Origin of the sequence: Amorphoplanes digitatis (assembly GCF_014205335.1) — a bacterium.
GTDB lineage: Bacteria > Actinomycetota > Actinomycetes > Mycobacteriales > Micromonosporaceae > Actinoplanes > Actinoplanes digitatus.
In genome coordinates this window covers 1968674-1985306 of record NZ_JACHNH010000001.1, presented here as the reverse complement: position 1 = coordinate 1985306, position 16633 = coordinate 1968674, and the positions used below count along the sequence as shown (strand labels likewise).

General features: G+C 73.7%; 19 protein-coding genes. 9 read left to right on the top strand and 10 right to left on the bottom strand.

Annotation, left to right across the window (positions count from 1 at the left end; genetic code table 11):
* Positions 1-26: 26 nt before the first annotated feature.
* The 8 genes from BJ971_RS09000 to BJ971_RS08965 all read right to left on the bottom strand — a co-directional run bounded on the left by BJ971_RS09000 (position 27) and on the right by BJ971_RS08965 (position 8254).
* On the bottom strand, positions 27-596 hold the full coding sequence (locus BJ971_RS09000) for a PadR family transcriptional regulator (RefSeq protein ID WP_184991532.1): 570 nt from the start codon (positions 594-596) through the stop codon (positions 27-29).
* 22 nt (positions 597-618) lie between these two features.
* Positions 619-1428 (bottom strand): crotonase/enoyl-CoA hydratase family protein, encoded by an 810-nt coding sequence (locus BJ971_RS08995; RefSeq protein ID WP_184991530.1) that lies wholly within the window; start codon positions 1426-1428, stop codon positions 619-621.
* 16 nt (positions 1429-1444) lie between these two features.
* Complete coding sequence (locus BJ971_RS08990; RefSeq protein WP_184991528.1) at positions 1445-3484, bottom strand: NADPH-dependent 2,4-dienoyl-CoA reductase; 2040 nt, start codon at positions 3482-3484, stop codon at positions 1445-1447.
* A gap of 98 nt (positions 3485-3582) precedes the next feature.
* The gene (locus BJ971_RS08985; protein ID WP_184991526.1) at positions 3583-4518 is read right to left on the bottom strand and encodes a coiled-coil domain-containing protein; all 936 of its coding nucleotides are present in this window, start codon (positions 4516-4518) and stop codon (positions 3583-3585) included.
* On the bottom strand, positions 4515-4880 hold the full coding sequence (locus BJ971_RS08980; protein WP_184991524.1) for a hypothetical protein: 366 nt from the start codon (positions 4878-4880) through the stop codon (positions 4515-4517). Before BJ971_RS08980 ends, BJ971_RS08985 begins: the two co-directional genes overlap by 4 nt.
* A 65-nt stretch (positions 4881-4945) precedes the next feature.
* Positions 4946-5440, bottom strand: a complete 495-nt coding sequence (locus BJ971_RS08975; RefSeq protein WP_184991523.1) for a hemerythrin domain-containing protein — start codon at positions 5438-5440, stop codon at positions 4946-4948.
* A 71-nt stretch (positions 5441-5511) separates the two neighbouring features.
* Complete coding sequence (locus tag BJ971_RS08970; protein WP_184991521.1) at positions 5512-7077, bottom strand: beta-N-acetylhexosaminidase; 1566 nt, start codon at positions 7075-7077, stop codon at positions 5512-5514.
* A 10-nt stretch (positions 7078-7087) separates the two neighbouring features.
* Positions 7088-8254: an alanine racemase gene (locus BJ971_RS08965; protein WP_184991519.1), complete on the bottom strand. Its 1167-nt coding sequence runs from the start codon at positions 8252-8254 to the stop codon at positions 7088-7090.
* A 206-nt stretch (positions 8255-8460) separates the two neighbouring features.
* On the opposite strand from BJ971_RS08965, the gene BJ971_RS08960 reads away from it, so the two are divergent.
* The 9 genes from BJ971_RS08960 to BJ971_RS08920 all read left to right on the top strand — a co-directional run bounded on the left by BJ971_RS08960 (position 8461) and on the right by BJ971_RS08920 (position 15331).
* The gene (locus tag BJ971_RS08960; RefSeq protein ID WP_203709204.1) at positions 8461-9009 is read left to right on the top strand and encodes an RNA-guided endonuclease InsQ/TnpB family protein; all 549 of its coding nucleotides are present in this window, start codon (positions 8461-8463) and stop codon (positions 9007-9009) included.
* Positions 8988-10214 carry an amidohydrolase family protein gene (locus tag BJ971_RS08955; RefSeq protein WP_184991517.1) on the top strand — a complete coding sequence of 409 codons (1227 nt, stop codon included), beginning with the start codon at positions 8988-8990 and terminating at the stop codon, positions 10212-10214. The genes BJ971_RS08960 and BJ971_RS08955 overlap by 22 nt, the downstream gene beginning before the upstream one ends.
* Positions 10214-10591: a RidA family protein gene (locus BJ971_RS08950; protein ID WP_184991516.1), complete on the top strand. Its 378-nt coding sequence runs from the start codon at positions 10214-10216 to the stop codon at positions 10589-10591. Before BJ971_RS08955 ends, BJ971_RS08950 begins: the two co-directional genes overlap by 1 nt.
* Before the next feature lie 61 nt (positions 10592-10652).
* Positions 10653-10955 (top strand): urease subunit gamma, encoded by a 303-nt coding sequence (locus tag BJ971_RS08945; RefSeq protein WP_184991514.1) that lies wholly within the window; start codon positions 10653-10655, stop codon positions 10953-10955.
* On the top strand, positions 10952-11365 hold the full coding sequence (locus BJ971_RS08940; RefSeq protein WP_184991512.1) for an urease subunit beta: 414 nt from the start codon (positions 10952-10954) through the stop codon (positions 11363-11365). Before BJ971_RS08945 ends, BJ971_RS08940 begins: the two co-directional genes overlap by 4 nt.
* Positions 11362-13080 carry an urease subunit alpha gene (locus tag BJ971_RS08935; RefSeq protein WP_184991510.1) on the top strand — a complete coding sequence of 573 codons (1719 nt, stop codon included), beginning with the start codon at positions 11362-11364 and terminating at the stop codon, positions 13078-13080. Before BJ971_RS08940 ends, BJ971_RS08935 begins: the two co-directional genes overlap by 4 nt.
* Positions 13081-13094: 14 nt before the next feature.
* Positions 13095-13739 carry an urease accessory protein UreF gene (locus tag BJ971_RS08930; RefSeq protein ID WP_184991508.1) on the top strand — a complete coding sequence of 215 codons (645 nt, stop codon included), beginning with the start codon at positions 13095-13097 and terminating at the stop codon, positions 13737-13739.
* Entirely contained in the window at positions 13729-14436 is a 708-nt protein-coding gene (ureG, locus tag BJ971_RS08925; RefSeq protein WP_184991506.1) for an urease accessory protein UreG, read from the top strand. The genes BJ971_RS08930 and ureG overlap by 11 nt, the downstream gene beginning before the upstream one ends.
* Before the next feature lie 73 nt (positions 14437-14509).
* Positions 14510-15331 carry an urease accessory protein UreD gene (locus tag BJ971_RS08920; RefSeq protein WP_184991504.1) on the top strand — a complete coding sequence of 274 codons (822 nt, stop codon included), beginning with the start codon at positions 14510-14512 and terminating at the stop codon, positions 15329-15331.
* Here BJ971_RS08920 and BJ971_RS08915 read toward each other — a convergent pair.
* Together BJ971_RS08915 and BJ971_RS08910 are read right to left on the bottom strand one after the other, a co-directional pair.
* On the bottom strand, positions 15295-16203 hold the full coding sequence (locus BJ971_RS08915; RefSeq protein WP_184991502.1) for a sigma-70 family RNA polymerase sigma factor: 909 nt from the start codon (positions 16201-16203) through the stop codon (positions 15295-15297). The two genes, BJ971_RS08920 and BJ971_RS08915, sit on opposite strands and share 37 nt — an antisense overlap.
* Positions 16204-16371: 168 nt before the next feature.
* On the bottom strand, positions 16372-16629 hold the full coding sequence (locus tag BJ971_RS08910; RefSeq protein ID WP_184991500.1) for a hypothetical protein: 258 nt from the start codon (positions 16627-16629) through the stop codon (positions 16372-16374).
* Positions 16630-16633: the final 4 nt, after the last annotated feature.

Here is a 16633-nt window from a genome sequence, read left to right as displayed (position 1 = left end):
CGCGGCCCATCCCCCGAAACGGGAGGTCACCCGGGCGTGGGATCGGGGTAGCGCCGCGCGAGGATGTCCAGGGCGCGGCGACCCCAGGCGATGTTCTCCCGTTCGAAGCTGATGCCGCGGTGCAGCGTCAGGTAGGGGCCGATCCGGCTGCCGGTGGCCAGGAACTCGTCCTCGGTGCGGCTGCCCAGGATCTCGGCGAGGCTGCGCTCGTAGGTGGCGAGGCGCCGGCTGCTGGACTCGAGGTGTGACCGGATCGAGGTACGGACGCAGGCGACGTCGGCGTGCGCCAGCGCCTCCACCTGCACCAGGAGTTCGTCGCGGACGGTGGTCGGCTTCGGTTCCCGCCGGGTGAACTCGCGCAGGGCGGCCCGCCCCGCCTCGGTGACGGAGAAGAGCCGCTTGTCGGGGCGCTTGTCCTGCTTGACCACGCGCGCCGACAGCAGGCCCGCCGCCTCCATCTTCTCGAGCTCGCGGTAGAGCTGCTGCGGCGTCGCGGTCCAGAAGTTGGCGACCGAGACACTGAACTTCTTCGCGAGGTCGTACCCCGACGATTCGCGGTCGATCAGGGCAACCAGCAACGCGTTTCTCAGTGCCACGGTCGCATCCTACGGACCCCGCTCACCGGGCCCTTGGCTTGAACTCGGGCGTGGTCTTGGTCTGCACCGCACGCCGGAGCACGCCGGTGTTCTCCAGGCGCAGCAGCCGGAGCTGCGCCCACCGCTCCCGGGCGAAGGTGCGCCGGGCGCTGCTGGTCAGCGCGCCGTCGATAAGGCGCTTGGCCGCGGCGATCGCGTCCGGCGACCTGGTGAGCAGCGACTCGGCGAAGTCGGTGGCGGCCCGTACGGGGTCGTCGTGCACCTCGGTGACCAGGCCGATGCGCTGCGCCTCGGCACCGGAAATCTGCTCGGCGGTCATGGTGAGCTTCTTCGCGACGTCGACGCCGACCACCTCGGTGAGGCTGCGGACGCCGGTCATGTCGGGGATGATCCCCCACTTGCCCTCCAGCACCGACCACTTCGAGTCGGGCGTCGCGAACCGCAGGTCCGCGGCGAGGGCGATCTGGACGCCGCCGCCGTAGCAGTGGCCGTGCACGGCCGCGATGACCGGCACGGGCACCCGCCGCCAGGCCCAGCACGCCTCCTGGAAGCGGTTGGTGCCGCGCCAGGGCGAGGGCACGAACGCCCGCGCGACGCGGCCGGGCGTGCGCAGCGCGCCGGCGATGTCCAGGCCGGCGGTGAACGACGGGCCCTCGCCGGCGATCACCACGGCGCGCAGCGTGCGGTCGCGCCGCAGCCAGCGCGCGGTTCGGATCAGGTCGTCCAGGGTGTCCAGGGTCAGCGCGTTGAGCTTGTCCGGGCGGTCGAGGCGTACCTGCGCGATGCCGTTCTCGACCCGGGTGCTCACGTACTTGGTCACGGGCTTTGTCATGGTTCGGTTCCCTAGGTCAGAGGCGGGCGGCGAGCTCGGTCGCCTGTTTGATAGCGCGCTTGGCGTCGAGCTCGGCGGCGACGTCGGCGCCGCCGATGACGTGCACCCGCACGCCGCGCTCCTCGAGCGGGGCGACCAGGTCGCGCACGGAGGTCTGGCCGGCGCAGAGCACCACCGTGTCCACGTCGAGCACCCGGCGCTCGCGGGGTGACTTGGGGTCGCGCGGGTCGGCGGGCACGGAGATGTGCAGCCCCTCGTCGTCGACGCCCAGGTACTCCACCGCCCGCAGCATGGTGACCCCGGCGTCCTGCAGCGTGGCGCGGTGCACCCAGCCGGTGGTCTTGCCGAGGCCCTTGCCGAGCGCGGTCTCCTTGCGCTGGAGCAGGTGCACCTCCCGGCGGGGCGGTGACTTCACCTTGGTGGTCAGGCCGCCGGGCGCGGTCTGCGGGTCGGTGACGCCCCAGCGCCGCATCCAGTCCTCGAGCGGCTCGTTCGGCTCGTGGATCAGGAACTCGGCGGCGTCGAAGCCGATGCCGCCGGCCCCGATGATCGCGACCCGGTCCCCCGCTGTCGCGTCGCCGCCGATGAGCTGCTGGTAGGTGAGCACCTTCGGGTGGTCGGCGCCGGGGATGTCCGGCACGTGCGGGCGTACGCCGGTGGCGACGACGACCTCGTCGAAGCCGGCCAGCTCGGCCACCGTCGCCCGGGTGGAGAGGTGCAGCGTCACGCCGCGGACGTCGATCATGTGGCGGTAGTAGTCGAGGGTGCGGGCGAACTCCTCCTTGCCGGGAATCCGGGCGGCGAGCCGGAACTGGCCGCCGATGGTGTCCTCGGCCTCGAAGAGCTCGACCCGGTGTCCGCGGCCCGCCAGCTCGATCGCGGCGGCGAGCCCGGCCGGGCCCGCGCCGACGACGGCGACCCGCTTGACCGTACGTGTGGGCAGCAGGTTCAGCTCGGTCTCGTACCCGGAGCGCGGGTTCAGCAGGCAGGTGGCCCGCTGGTTGCGGAAGGTGTGGTCCAGGCAGGCCTGGTTGCAGGCGATGCAGGTGATGATCTCGCGCTCGCGGCTCTGCGCGGTCTTGGCGACCCACTCCGGGTCGGCCAGCAGCGGGCGGGCCATCGAGACCAGGTCGGCGTCGCCGGCGGCGAGCACCTGCTCGGCGGCCTCGGGGCGGTTGATCCGGTTGGACGCGACGACCGGTATCGACACCTCCTTGCGCAGCTTCCCGGTGACCCAGGAGAACGCGGCGGGTGGCACCGAGGTGACGATCGTCGGCACCCGGGCCTCGTGCCAGCCGATACCGGTGTTCAGGATCGACACGCCGGCGTCCTGCAGCCCCCGCGCGAGCTCGACGGTCTCCTCCCAGGACTGGGCGTTGTCGACCAGGTCGAGCAGGCTGATCCGGTACTGGACGATGAAGTCGTCGCCGACCAGTTCCCGGGTGCGCCGGACGATCTCGAGGGGGAAGCGCATCCGCTTCTCCGCCGTCCCGCCCCAGGCGTCGGTCCGGTCGTTGGTGCGGGCGGCGAGGAACTGATTGATCAGGTACCCCTCCGAGCCCATGATCTCCACGCCGTCGTAGCCGCCGCGGCGCGCCAGCGCGGCGGCGCGGGCGAACGCGGTCGCGGTCCGGTCGACCTGCCGGGTCGTCATCGCCCGCGGCCGGAACGGCGTGATCGGCGACTTGCGGCCCGACGCGCCAAGGCTGAACGGGTGGTACGAGTAGCGGCCGGCGTGCAGCACCTGCAGGAGGATCTTGCCGTCGTGCTCGTGCACGGCGTCGGTCACGACGCGGTGCGCGCCGGCGTGGCGTTCCCGGGTCATCCGGCTGCCGAACGGCGCGAGCCAGCCGCGCCAGGTCGGCGCGTAGCCGCCGGTCACCATCAGGGCGACGCCGCCGCGGGCCCGCTCGGCGAAGAAGGCCGCCAGCTTGGGCAGGTCCCGCTCCCGGTCCTCGAGCTTGGTGTGCATGGAGCCCATCACCACCCGGTTGCGCAGCACCGTGTGGCCCAGGTCAAGCGGGCTCAGCAGCGTGGGGTACCTGTCGCTCGTCATCGGGCTCCTCCGTCCTGCTTCCCGACGGCGGTCCTCGGGAACACAGCGGAGGCCAATATACAAAGAAATGCATAGTAAAAAAAGTGACTAGGGTGGGCTCATTCCCGGAGCCGGCCCAGCGCCGCGAGGATGGCCGCGTGGCGCTCGGCGCGGTGGCCGCCCTCCGGCGGCGGGCCGAGGGCCAGCACCGGGTGCGTGATCCGGTAGGTCATCCGGTAGAGCACGAGCTGGGTGGCCACGACCCGCCACTGCACGGCCCGTGCGGCCGGCGGCCGGTGGCCGAGCTCGGTGATCGTGAACCAGGCCGGGAACAGCGCGTGCGTCTCGACCGCGGCGTCGATGCGGTCCCGGACGTGCACCGCGAGCTCCTCGACCACCGTCGTGCCGCGATGCGCCCGGTAGGCCTGCTCCCGCCGGGCGTCGTCGGCCAGCGCGACCCGGGCGGCCTCGCAGCCGTCCTGGGTGGCGCGCAACTCCTCGGTCTGCGCACGCAGCAGCTCCCGTTCGCGCCGATACGCCGCCGCGGCCCGGCGGAAGGCGCGGCCGCGGGCCCGCCCGCGGGCCAGCGCCCGGCTGGCGTCGAGCGCACGCTCCCGCGTCTCGTCCGCGCCGTGTTCCAGCTCCTCGTACGCGGTGACCAGCGCACCGTGCGCCGCGCGGCTCTCGTCGTCCAGCAGCGTCGACCGGATGTCCTCGGCCTCACGCACCACGCCGACCAGGGGTTCGAGGACGGGCGAGATCTCGTCCAGCTCGACCGGCACGACGCCGTGCTCCAGGCGCAGCCGCCCCTCGATGAGGTGGATCTCGCCGCTGAGCCGGGCGATCGCCTGGCGGGCGCCGCGCAGCTCACCCAGCCGCACGTCGCTGGCGTCGATGCGGGCGTCCAGCTCCCGGGCCCGCCGCTCGGCGGCCTTGCCGGCCTGCTCGATCTGCTCGGTCAGCTGGGCACGCAGCGCGCCGAGCCGGCGGCGGAACTCGTTACGCAGCCCGTCCGCGACCCGCGCAAGATCGGTCTGCTCATCAAGATTGCTCACGCCGCACCCTCCGGCCGGCCGCTCGGCGCTCGGCCGCGGGCGCCGATCCAGACGACGACCGCCGCGACGAGCAGCGCCAGCGCGCCGATCAGCGCGTACTCGGGCAGGTAGCCGGCGGCGACCACGGCGGCGACCGCCACGACCAGGCCGAGCAGCGCGATGGCCGCCAGCATCCGGCGGCGCGCGGACCGGGCGTCGACCCGGTCGAGCACCGCGATGAGGTCGTTCGTCGCGTCGAAGACCCGGACGAGCTGGTCGGCGTGGCGTTCCTGTTCCGGCGTGAGGCGGCTCAGCACCGCGTGCCGGGCGGCCAGCTCCCGCTGGCGCTTGAGCGTCTGGTCCCGTAGTTCCGAAGCACTCACACGGACCCCCACCTAGTCACGTAGAGCAATGTTCGAAGCACTGAGTGCTATCGAAACTCTACGGTCTACCCGGCGAGACCGGTCAATCCCACGGACGGGTCGATGGCGTTCAGGACGGCCACGAGCCGCTTCTCCTCGCCGATGAAATGGGTCTCCAGGATCGCCGCGAGCCCGTCCAGCTCGCGCCGGATCCAGGTCACCCGTTCGCGGTCGTCCTCGCCGCTCAGCCGCTCCGCCGCCGCGCTCACGCCGGCGAGCAGATGCGCGATCACCCGATGGTCGCGGACCAGCCCGGCCAGGAACTCCCGCAGCTCGGGATGGCGCCGCTCGAGCTCGGGGAACACCGTGGCGTCCTCGCCGGTGTGGTGGCGGGTCACCGCGGCGCAGAACGACAGGCAGTGCGCGGGAAGGTCACGCTCCGCGACGACACCCTCGCGCAGGTCGGCCAGCCGGTCGCGCAGATCGACGTGAATCTCGATCATTTGATTCCCGTACGCCAGGAGGCGGGCGTACTCGCCGGAGGTCTCGTGCACATCGGTCCAACGGTCCGGCGCCTCCATGCCCGCGGCTTCCTGCTCGCCGGGCGCACTGCGACGCTGCCGATCATCCGATCAGGCGCCCGCTCCCGGCGTCAAGGGCGGCCCAGGTCCGCCGTCATCGCGCGCACCTGGGCGAGCCGGTCGGCCAGGTCCCGGGGGTGACCCGGCGCGCCCGGGCGGGCGTCGCCGGGACGCGGGCCGGACGGCGGCCGGTAGTTGACCCCGAGCGCGTCGAGGCGTTCGAGATGCGGACCCAGCCGGGCGCCGAAGTCCGCGAGGTCGCGCCGCCGCGGGCCCCAGGTCACCTCGGCGAACGCGCACAGCCGCGGATAGGTCTGGTAGTCGACCCGGCGCGGCGACTCCATGTGCTCGGTCCAGACGTTCGCCTGCGCGCCGATGATCCGCTCCTCCTCCGCCGCCGTCAGCCCGGGCGGTACCGGCTCGAACGCGTACACGTCGTCGACGGTCAGCAGGGTGCCGACCGGGGTCGGCTCGCCCGGGTCGTCGGACTGGCGGTAGTCGAGGTAGACCGAGGTGTCCGGGCAGGACACCACGTCGTGGCCGGCGCGGGCGGCGAGCACGGCCGGCTCGGTGCCGCGCCAGGCGGCGATGGTGGCGCCGGCGGGCGCGCCGCCCGCGAGGATCTCGTCCCAGCCGTACACCCGGCGGCACCGCAGCGCCAGGTGCTCGGCCATCCGGGCGGTGAACCAGGCCTGCAGGCCGGCCGGCCCGGACAGGCCCTCCGCCGCGATCCGCTCGCGGGCGTCCGGGCCGTCCCACTCGACGGACGGGCACTCGTCGCCGCCGATGCCGATCAGCTCACTGTCGAAGATCGTGCAGACGTGGTCGAGAACCGCCCGGCAGAAGTCCAGCGTCTCGTCGCGCAGGTTCAGCACGTGCGGCGAGATCCCCCAGGACGTCCGGACCTCGCGGGCCGGGCCGCTGCCGAGCTCCGGGTACGCGGCGATGGCGGCCTGCATGTGCCCGGGCATGTCGATCTCGGGCACGACGGTGACGTGCCGCTCGGCCGCGTACGCGACGATCCTCCGCAGGTCCTCGGTGGTGTAGAAGCCGCCGTGCGGGCTCGCGTCATAGAGGCCGTGCATCCGCGAGCCCCGCATCGACGCCGCGCGCCAGGCACCGACCGAGGTGAGCCGCGGCCATCCGGGCACCTCGACCCGCCAGCCCTGGTCGTCGGTCAGGTGCAGGTGCAGCACGTTCAGCTTGTGGAAGGCGGCCAGGTCGATGAAGCGCAGCACGCCGGCGACCGGCATGAAGTGCCGTGCCACGTCGAGCAGCACCCCGCGCCAGGCGAACCGCGGCGCGTCCTCGATCCGGACCGCCGGCACCACCGGCGGGCCGCCGCCGGTACCGGCCCGCAGCGTCGCCGCGGGCAGGAGCTGCCGCAGCGTCTGCGCGCCGTAGAACACGCCGGCCGGTGAGCCACCCCGGATGTCGACACCCCGCCGGCCGACGTCCAGGACGTAGCCCTCCGGCGGCAGGTCGGCGGCGAGCCGCAGTGCGATGCCGCCGGCCGGGATCAGGCCGCTCAGCCAGGCGGCGACGCCCTCCAGCCCCGGCTCGGCGAACAGCGGCGCCGCGCCGGGCAGCGCGAAGCCGCCGTCGCGGTACACGACCGACGCGGGACGGGGGATCACATCGCCTCGCTCAGAGATAGGTGTGCAGCACGTCGACGACCACGTCGGCGTCGTCGACGACCGGGATGAACCGCCACTTGTCGAACGCGGTGCAGGGGTGCGACAGCCCGAACCGGATGAGGTCACCCACGGCGGGCGCGCCGCCGGTCACGTACGCGTGATGGTCGTTGAGCCGGGTCACGGTGAACCCCTCGGCCGTCGGCAGGCCCTCGTCGAACGGCGCGTCCCGCTTGCCCATCCCGACGATCGCCAGCCCGGGCTCCGGCGTGGACAGCACCTGCGCCCACAACTCCAGCGCCGCGGCGAGCGCGCCCTCGCCCGGCACCCGGTGGAACGGCGTCCGCTCGGAGTAGAAGCCGTCGTCGTGGGTGACCGAGGCGCCGCTGCGCAGCACCGCCCGGACCCGGTGCCCGTCGAGCCACTGCCCCTCCAGCGCCTTGATCACGCGGTCGAACCACGCGCTCCCGCCGGCCGAGACGATCACCTCGGCGGGCAGCAGGCCGGCCATCGCCCGCGCCGCCGCGACGAGCGTGGCGAGGAAGTCGTCGACCGCGGCGGCGTCCGGCAGCGCGCCCTCGTAGGCGGTGACCCCGACCGGCACTACCCCGGGAGCCGCGGCCGCCGCGCGGGCGACGGTCAACGCCTCCTCGACCGTACGGCAGCCGGTGCGCCCGCCCGCGTGACCGAGCTCTACAAGCACCGGCAGCCCGCCCGCGGCCGCGACCGCCTCGACCGCCGCCACCGAGTCGACCTGCACGAAGACCTCCCAGCCCCGGGCCGACTCGCCGGCCAGCCAGCGCAGCGCGGTGGCGTCGAGCACCTCGTTGGCGATCAGCACCCGCGGTACGCCGAGCCGGCGCAGCACCAGGGCCTGGCTCGCCGTCGCCACGGTCAGCGCCCACGCACCCGCCGCCAGCTGCGCCTCCAGCAGCGTCGGCGCCATCGTCGTCTTGGCGTGCGGCGCGAATGAGAACCCGTGCCGGTCCGCGTACGCGGCCATCGTCGCGATGTTCGCCCGCACCGCCGATTCCCGGACCACCAGCAGCGGCCAGGTGAAGGAGCCGTCGAAGAGCGAGTGCCGGGCGGCGGCGAAGTCGCGCACCCTCACCTCGCCCGAGGGCAGCCAGAAGCCCTTGGCCCGCCAGTCGATAAGCTCGTCCGGGATGTTGACGGTCATGTCGTTCCCCTCGGAGTTGACCACGATGCAGCCCTCGCGCACGCTACCTGAATGCGGGCCGGTGCTCCGGCTTCAGGCCGAGGAGGAAACTCCCCTGTGGCTAGTTGATCAGCCGGGCCGTGGCCGTCATCGGCGGGTGGTTCAGGGCAGGTGGACGTGGTTGTACTCGATCAGTTTCGTCTCGAAGTCCGTGTACGGTGCTCTTTGTGCAGCTGCGGTACAACCCTCGGGTGTATCCGACGCCGGGCCAGCAGATCGAGCTGGCGGAGGCGTTCGGGTGTGCGCGGGTCGTGTTCAACGACGGGCTGCGCCTGCGCCAGACGGCGCGGGAGGCAGGCGAGAAGTACATCTCCGATGCCGAACTGTCCCGGCGGCTGATCACTGGGGCGAAGGCCACCGAGGAGCGTGCCTGGCTGGGCGAGGTGTCGGCGGCGGTGTTGCAGCAGGCCCTGGCCGACCTGAACACCGCCTACCGCAACTTCTTCGCCTCCATCTCGGGCAAGCGCAAGGGCCGCAAGGTGGCCCCGCCCCGGTACCGGTCGCGCAAGAACAACCGGCAGGCCATCCGGTTCACCAGGAACAGCAGGTTCAAGGTCCTGGACAACGGCCGGCTGCGTCTGCCGAAGATCGGAGACGTGGAGGTCCGCTGGTCGCGTCCGCTGCCATCCGATCCGTCCTCGGTCACCGTGCCCTCGGCGAGGGTGATCGGCGGGCCCGGGCAGGACGCGGGCACATGGCCTACGACCTGCTGCTGACCGGCGGCGACGTCTTCGGCGCGGGGCGGGCGGACCTCGCCGTCAGCGGCGGGCGGATCGCGGCGGTCGGTGCCGGACTGGCCCGGGACGCGCACGCCGTGGTCGACGTCGCCGGGCTGCTTGTCACGCCCGGCCTCATCGACCTGCACACCCACGTCGGGCCCGGCTACTGGGGCATCGAGCCCGACCCGATCGCCTGGTACTCCGGAGTCACCACCTGGGTCGACGCCGGGTCGGCCGGCGCGTACACCCTGGACGGCCTGTGCCGGGCCGTCGCCGGTGCGGACGTGCGGGTGCCGGTGCTGCTCAACATCTCCGCGGTGGGGCTGGCCGGGCGTACCGGCGAGAGCCGCGACCTGGCCGCCTGCGACGCCGGGCTGGCGATCGAGACGGTGCTGGCGCACCGCGAGCTGATCCGCGGCGTCAAGGTCCGCATCGACCGCGAGACGGTCGGCGCGAACGGCGTCGAGCCGCTGCGCCGCGGCGTCGCGGTCGGCGACGCCTGCGGCATCCCGGTCATGGTCCACATCGGTACGGCCCCGCCCGGGCTCGACGAGGTTCTCGACCTGCTGCGCCCCGGCGACATCGTGACGCACTGCGCCAGCGGCATCGCGGCGCCGCTGGGCCCCGCCGTGCACGCGGCCCGCGAGCGGGGCGTGCTGCTCGACATCGGGCACGGCTCGGGTGGGTTCGCCTTCGACGTGCTGGAGCGGCAGATCGCGGCGGGCCTGGCGCCGGACACGGTCTCCACCGACCTGCACGCCCGCTCGGTGCACGGCCCGGTCTTCGACCTGCCGACGACGATGGCCAAGCTGCTGGCCGCCGGCCTGCCGCTGACCGAGGTCATCACCGCCGCGACGGCCGGCCCCGCCCGCGCGCTGGGCCTGCCCGGCGGCACCCTGGACGTCGGTGCGCCCGCCGACCTCGCGGTGTTCCGGATCGAGGAGGGGCCGTTCGAGGTCGTCGACGCGCACCGCCAGGTCCGGCAGGCGCCGCTGCGGCTGGTCAACGAGGCGACGTACGTGGCCGGCCGCCGCCTCGTGCCCCGGCTGCCGGCACCGGCGGCGCCGTGGATCCCGCTCACTCCCGCGCAGCGCGCCGCCCTCGACCGGCGCGAACGCGACGTGCGCGCCCTGCTCACCGCGCCGCTGGTCGGCGCGGACGGACTTGCCGAACAGTTTCCCCGACCCACCAGGAGTCCATGATGCCCAAGCGCGCCATCGTCACCGACCAGGCCGCGCCCGTCGGCGGCCCGTACTCGCACGCCGTCGTCGCCGGCGACACGATCTACCTGGCCGGCGCCGTGCCGGCCCGGCCGGACGGCACCTGGGTGACGGGCACCTTCGCCGAGCAGGCGCACGCCGCGTTCCGCAACCTGGCGGCCGTGGCGCAGGCCGCGGGCAGCAGCCTCGACCAGGCCGTCCGGGTCGGTGTCTACCTGCGCGACTTCGCCGACTTCGCCGAGCTCAACGAGATCTACCCGCAGTACATCAAGGGCGAGCACCTGCCGGTGCGCACCACGCTGCCGGTGCCGCTCGTCGGCTTCGACATCGAGATCGACGCCGTGCTCTACACCGGCTGATACGGGTAACACGCCGGAAACCTCGAGCTGCGAGCATCGGACGCGATCAAGGGAGGTTCGCTTGTTCCTCAGCCAGCATGAGCAGGAGCGCCTGCTCATCCACGTCGCGGCCGACGTGGCGCGGCGACGGCGCGAGCGGGGCCTGCGCCTCAACTACCCCGAGGCGACCGCGATCATCACCGCCTTCCTGCTCGAGGGCGCCCGCGACGGGCTGACCGTCGCCGAGCTGATGGACGCCGGGCGCCGCGTGCTCACCCGCGAGGACGTCATGGACGGCGTGCCGGAGATGCTCGCCGAGGTGCAGGTCGAGGCCACCTTCCCGGACGGCACCAAGCTGGTCACCGTGCACGGGCCGATCTCGTGACCGTGCCCGGGGAGATCATCGCCGGCGACGGCGACATCACGATCAACGCCGGGCGGCCGGTGCTGTCGCTGACGGTGCGCAACACCGGCGACCGGCCCGTGCAGGTCGGCTCGCACTACCACTTCGCCGAGTCCAACGCGGCGCTCGACTTCGACCGGGAGGCCGCCTGGGGCCACCGGCTGGCCGTGCCCGCCGGCACCTCGGTGCGCTTCGAGCCGGGGCTGCCCCGCGACATCGACCTGGTGCCGCTGGCCGGCAACCGGATCGTGCCCGGCCTGCGCGGCCTGGCCGGCGGCCCGCTCGACCCCGCCGCCGAACCGGCGCCCGGCGAGGCCGGCGACACGCAGGCCGAGGCCCCCGGCGACACGCAGGCCGGCGAGGAACCGCCGTCGAACGGCAGCCCACGATGACCGCCCTCGGCCGCGACCGGTACGCCGCCCTCTACGGGCCCACCGCCGGCGACCGGATCCGGCTCGCCGACACCAACCTGCTTATCGAGATCGAGGAGGACCGCAGCGCCGGCCCGAACCCCGGCGACGAGGTCGTCTTCGGCGGCGGCAAGGTCATCCGCGAGTCCATGGGCCAGTCCCGCGCGACCCGCGCCGAGGGCACCCCGGACACGGTGATCACCGGCGCGGTGGTGCTCGACCACTGGGGCATCGTCAAGGCCGACGTCGGCATCCGCGACGGCAAGATCGTGGCGCTCGGCAAGGCCGGCAACCCAGACACCATGGACGGGGTACACCCCGGCCTGGTGATCGGCCCCGGCACCGAGATCATCGCCGGCAACGGCAGGATCCTCACCGCGGGCGCGATCGACAGCCACGTGCACCTGATCAGCCCGACCATCCTGGACACCGCCCTGGCCTCCGGCATCACCACGATCATCGGCGGCGGCACCGGCCCGGCCGAGGGGACCAAGGCCACCACGGTCACCCCGAACGCCTGGCACCTGGCCCGGATGCTCGAGTCGATGGACCACCGCCCGGTCAACGTGCTGCTGCTCGGCAAGGGCAACACGATGTCGCAGGAGTCCATGTGGGAGCAGCTGCGCGGCGGCGCGGGCGGCTTCAAGCTGCACGAGGACTGGGGCACGACGCCCGCGGTCATCGACGCGGCGCTGCGGGTCGCCGACGCCTCCGGCGTGCAGGTCGCCATTCACACGGACACCCTCAACGAGGCCGGCTTCGTCGAGGAGACGGTGCGGGCGATCGCGGGGCGGTCGATTCACGCGTACCACACCGAGGGCGCCGGCGGCGGGCACGCGCCCGACATCATCACGGTCGCCTCGCTCCCGTTCGTGCTGCCGTCCTCGACGAACCCGACCCGGCCGTACACCCGCAACACCCTCAGCGAGCACCTCGACATGCTGATGGTCTGCCACCACCTGAACTCGGCGGTCCCCGAGGACCTGGCGTTCGCGGAGAGCCGGATCCGGCCGTCCACGATGGCGGCCGAGGACCTGCTGCACGACCTCGGCGCGATCTCGATGATCGGCTCGGACTCGCAGGCGATGGGCCGCGTCGGCGAGGTGGTGATCCGCACCTGGCAGACCGCGCACGTGATGAAGGCCCGCCGCGGCAGCCTTCCGGGCGACGGGCGCGCGGACAACGAACGCGCGAAGCGGTACGTGGCCAAGTACACGATCTGCCCGGCCGTCGCGCATGGCCTCGCGGAGCAGGTCGGCTCGGTCGAGCCGGGCAAGCTCGCCGACCTGGTCCTCTGGGACCCGGCGTTCTTCGGCGTCCGCCCGGCCCTGGTGATCAAGGGCGGAATGATCGCCCTGGCGCAGATGGGCGACGCGAACGCCTCGATACCCACCCCGCAGCCGATGCTGCCCCGCCCGATGTTCGGCGCCTACGGCTCGGTGCCGGCGGAGACGTCCGTGGCGTTCGTGGCCCCGGCCGCGATCGACGCCATGCTGGGCGACCGGATCGGCGTCAAGCGGGCGCTGGTGCCGGTCTCCGACACGCGCTCGGTCTCCAAGGCGGACATGCCGCGCAACGACGCGCTGCCCCGCATCGAGGTGGAGCCGGACACGTTCACGGTCCGCATCGACGGCGAGGTCGTCGAGCCGGACCCGGTCACCGAGCTCCCCATGGCCCAGCGCTACTTCCTGTTCTGAGCAGGGGTGGCGGCATGAGTCTTGCGACGCTGCTGGTGCTGGCGGACGGGCGGTTGCCGGCGGGTGGGCACGCGCACTCCGGCGGGCTCGAGGCGGCCGTGGCGGCCGGGCGGGTGCGCGACGTCGCGGACCTGGGCGGATTCCTGCGCGGCCGGCTGGAAACCACGGGCCGGGTGTCAGCCGCCTTCGCCGCCGGCGCCTGTGCGCGTACAGGGGAATGGTTTGATCTTGATGCGGGCCTGGACGCACGGACGCCGTCGCCCGCGCTGCGGAAGGCCTCGCGGGCGCAGGGTCGCGCGCTTCTGCGCGCGGGGCGCGCGATGTGGTCCGTGCCCGCGCTCGGGCGGGAGCCGCACCATCCGGTGGCGCTCGGCGCGGTTGCCGCCGCGGCCGGGCTCGGGCCACAGCAGGCCGCGGTCGCGGCCGCGCACGGCGCGGTGACCGGCCCGGCGAGCGCGGCGGTCCGGCTGCTCGGCCTCGATCCGTATGCGGTGCACGCGCTGCTCGCGCGCCTGGCCGCCGACATCGACCGGATCGCGGCGGACGCCGCGGCCCGGGCACACGACCCGGTCGACGAACTGCCGGCCGCGGGCGCTCCACTGCTCGACATCGGCGCCGAGCTACACGCCAACTGGGAGGTGCGTCTCTTTGCGTCCTGAACCGCACGAACACGGCCCCGACGAGGTACCGCACACCCACCCGGACCCCGGCGTCGACCCGCACGCGGCGCTGCCGGACGCGCCGCGCGCCCTGCGGATCGGCATCGGCGGTCCGGTCGGTTCCGGCAAGACCGCGCTGGTCGCGGCGCTGTGCCGGGCGCTCGGCGCGGAGCTGCGGCTGGCCGTCGTCACCAACGACATCTACACCACGGAGGACGCGGACTTCCTGCTCCGCAACGGCGTGCTGCCGGCCGAACGGATCCGCGCGGTCGAGACCGGCTGCTGCCCGCACACGGCGATCCGCGACGACATCTCCGCGAACCTGGACGCGGTCGAGGACCTGGAGGCGAGCCTCGGGCCGCTGGATCTGGTGCTGGTGGAGAGCGGCGGGGACAACCTGACCGCGACCTTCAGCAAGGGTCTGATCGACCGGCAGATCTTCGTGGTGGACGTGGCCGGCGGCGACAAGGTGCCACGCAAGGGCGGGCCTGGGGTCACCACCGCGGACCTGCTGGTCATCAACAAGACGGACCTCGCGCCGCTGGTCGGCGCCGATCTCTCGGTGATGGACCGGGACGCGGCGGCACGGCGTGGCGAGCTGCCGACGGTGTTCCTCTCGCTGGTGCGGGACCGGGCGGCGACGCCGGTCGCCGACTGGATCCGGACGCTGGTCGCGGCCCGGGCACCGGCGGCATGACGCCCGGCGCCACCGATCCGCGCCACGGGCCGCGCGGCGGGCCGCGGGGCGCCGCAATGCGGGCGGCGCGCTGATGCGGGCGCGGGCACGGATCGTCGCCGAGGCCGACGGGCGGGGCGGCACCCGGCTCGCCGTGTTGCGGGGCGAGGCGCCGCTGCTGCCGCGGCGCACCGGGACGCCGGCCGGCGGCGAGGTCACCGTGCACATCGTCGGCGGCGCCGCCGGGCCGCTGTGCGGCGACGACCTGCGCCTGGACGTCGAGGTCGGGCCGGGCGCCCGGCTGGCGGTACGCAGCGTGGCCGCGCAGCTCGCGCTGCCCGGCCGGCCCGGCGCGCCGCCGTCCCGGCTGGAGATCCGGGCGTCGGTCGCCGCGGGCGCGACGCTGCGCTGGCTGCCGGAGCCGTTGATCGCGGCGTCCGGCTGCGATCACGTCGCCGTCACGCTCGTCGAGGTCGCGGCCGGCGGTTCACTGCTCTGGCGCGACGACCTGGTCTGCGGCCGCCACGACGAGCCATCCGGCGACGTGCGGACCGACGTGACCGTCCGGTACGACGGCCGCACCCTCTACCGGCACGAGCTCTCCGTGGGTCCGGGCGCGCCGGGCTGGTCGGGCGGGGCGGTACTCGGCGGCGGCCGCGCGGTCGGCTCGGTCATCCTGGCCGGACCGGGGGCGGCCGGTCCGGGGGCGCTGGACGGCGACGGCGACGGCCCGGGCGGGCCGGCGACGGCGGGTTCGACGGTGCTCGGCGGCTGCGCCGTCCTGATGCCGCTCGCCGGTCCGGGGATGCTCGCCGGCGCGGTCGGCACGGACATCCGCGAGGTCCGGGCCGCGCTGGATCCGCTCTGTGTCCGCCGCGATCAGGCGGCGACCGCGACCGCGATCGGCACGCCGTGACTGTCGGTGAGCGCCAGCCGGGTCCGCAGCGTGCCCTGCTCGGCGACCCGGGCGAAGTACTCGGTGCGGCGCCGTTGCAGGCAGCCCTTGCGGGTGCGCGGCCCGCCGGCGGCGACCGTGAGCAGCTCCGGCGCGAGTGAGCTGTTCAGGCCCTCGCGGAGCAGGCGCAGCGCCTCGGTGCGCAGCTGCGAGATCCGCGACTCGGTCACGCCGAGCTCCGCGGCCACGTCGCTGAGCGGCTGCTCCTGGAGGAACGACTGGGTGACGACCATCCGCAGCCGCTCGGGCAGGGCCTGGATCGCCTGGTGCAGGTAGCCGAGGCGTTCCCGCTTGAGCAGCAGGTCCTCGGGGCCCTCGGAGAGCTCCGGGACCATCTCCTCCGCCGCGCCCGTCGGGAATCCCTGGAGGCTGAGCAGCGCGGCCTTCTGCACGTCGTCCTCGACGGCGGCGAGTTCGGCGACGCCGATGCCGAGCACCTCGGCGACCTCGGCCTCGGTCGGGGTGCGCCCCAGCGCCGCGGTGAGCTCCTGCCGGGCCGTCGACGAGCGGCGGGCCCGTGCCCGGACCGAGCGGCTGGCCCAGTCCTGTCCGCGCAGCTCGTCCAGCAGCGCCCCGCGGATCCGTACGGCCGCGAACCGGTGGAACGGAATGCCCCGGCTCACGTCGAAGGCGCGGGCGGCGCCGAGGAGCGCGGCGAATCCGGCGGACGACAGGTCGTCGGCGTGAACGTGGCCGGGCACGCGGTTCAGCAACTCCCGGACCAGGTGGCCCACCATCGGCATGTTTTCTCGGACCAGGTCCTCGAGGTCGCGCGCGGACGGCGCGTCGTGGGTGATGCCGACGGGGGCGGGGAGCTCGGTCGTGGCAGTCACGTGTTCCTCCTCGCTCGTACAGACCGGCAGGTGAAACCGGCTGATGAGGAGAACACTTACGGCTGAAAGGTGCAGTGGTGGCCGAACTCGGTTGCTTTTAGGGTGTTTTTAGTGAAAAAGGCTCAGCTATCGCTCGGCGGGTCCGCGCACCCGCGCGGCTCGGGCGCCTCAGCCGACGTAATGGGGGCGCAGCGGCGCGCTCATCACGTTGCGCAACTCCTGGCGCACCCAGACCATGCGGCGCACGGCCAACTCCGGGTGGTCACCGAACTCCTCCGCCACCCCGGCGGCGCAGCCGTCACTGCCGTGCCGCAGGAGCATGGCCGTCACGGTGTCCTCGACGGCCTGCCGGTCGGGACACTCGGACGGCTGGAGGTCGGAGACGAACAACGCCTCCGCCGCCAGCTCAAGGACGGTATTGATCATTTCG

Bases quoted from the DNA above. Each gene is read 5' to 3' on its own strand.
- BJ971_RS08990 (WP_184991528.1), bottom strand. From the start codon at position 3,484: ATGACGAGCGACAGGTACCCCACGCTGCTGAGCCCGCTTGACCTGGGC.
- BJ971_RS08955 (WP_184991517.1), top strand. From the start codon at position 8,988: ATGGCCTACGACCTGCTGCTGACCGGCGGCGACGTCTTCGGCGCGGGG.
- BJ971_RS08910 (WP_184991500.1), bottom strand. From the start codon at position 16,629: ATGATCAATACCGTCCTTGAGCTGGCGGCGGAGGCGTTGTTCGTCTCC.
- BJ971_RS08950 (WP_184991516.1), top strand. From the start codon at position 10,214: ATGCCCAAGCGCGCCATCGTCACCGACCAGGCCGCGCCCGTCGGCGGC.
- BJ971_RS08995 (WP_184991530.1), bottom strand. From the start codon at position 1,428: ATGACAAAGCCCGTGACCAAGTACGTGAGCACCCGGGTCGAGAACGGC.
- BJ971_RS08920 (WP_184991504.1), top strand. From the start codon at position 14,510: ATGCGGGCGCGGGCACGGATCGTCGCCGAGGCCGACGGGCGGGGCGGC.
- BJ971_RS08935 (WP_184991510.1), top strand. From the start codon at position 11,362: ATGACCGCCCTCGGCCGCGACCGGTACGCCGCCCTCTACGGGCCCACC.
- BJ971_RS08965 (WP_184991519.1), bottom strand. From the start codon at position 8,254: ATGACCGTCAACATCCCGGACGAGCTTATCGACTGGCGGGCCAAGGGC.
- BJ971_RS08975 (WP_184991523.1), bottom strand. From the start codon at position 5,440: ATGGAGGCGCCGGACCGTTGGACCGATGTGCACGAGACCTCCGGCGAG.
- BJ971_RS08930 (WP_184991508.1), top strand. From the start codon at position 13,095: ATGAGTCTTGCGACGCTGCTGGTGCTGGCGGACGGGCGGTTGCCGGCG.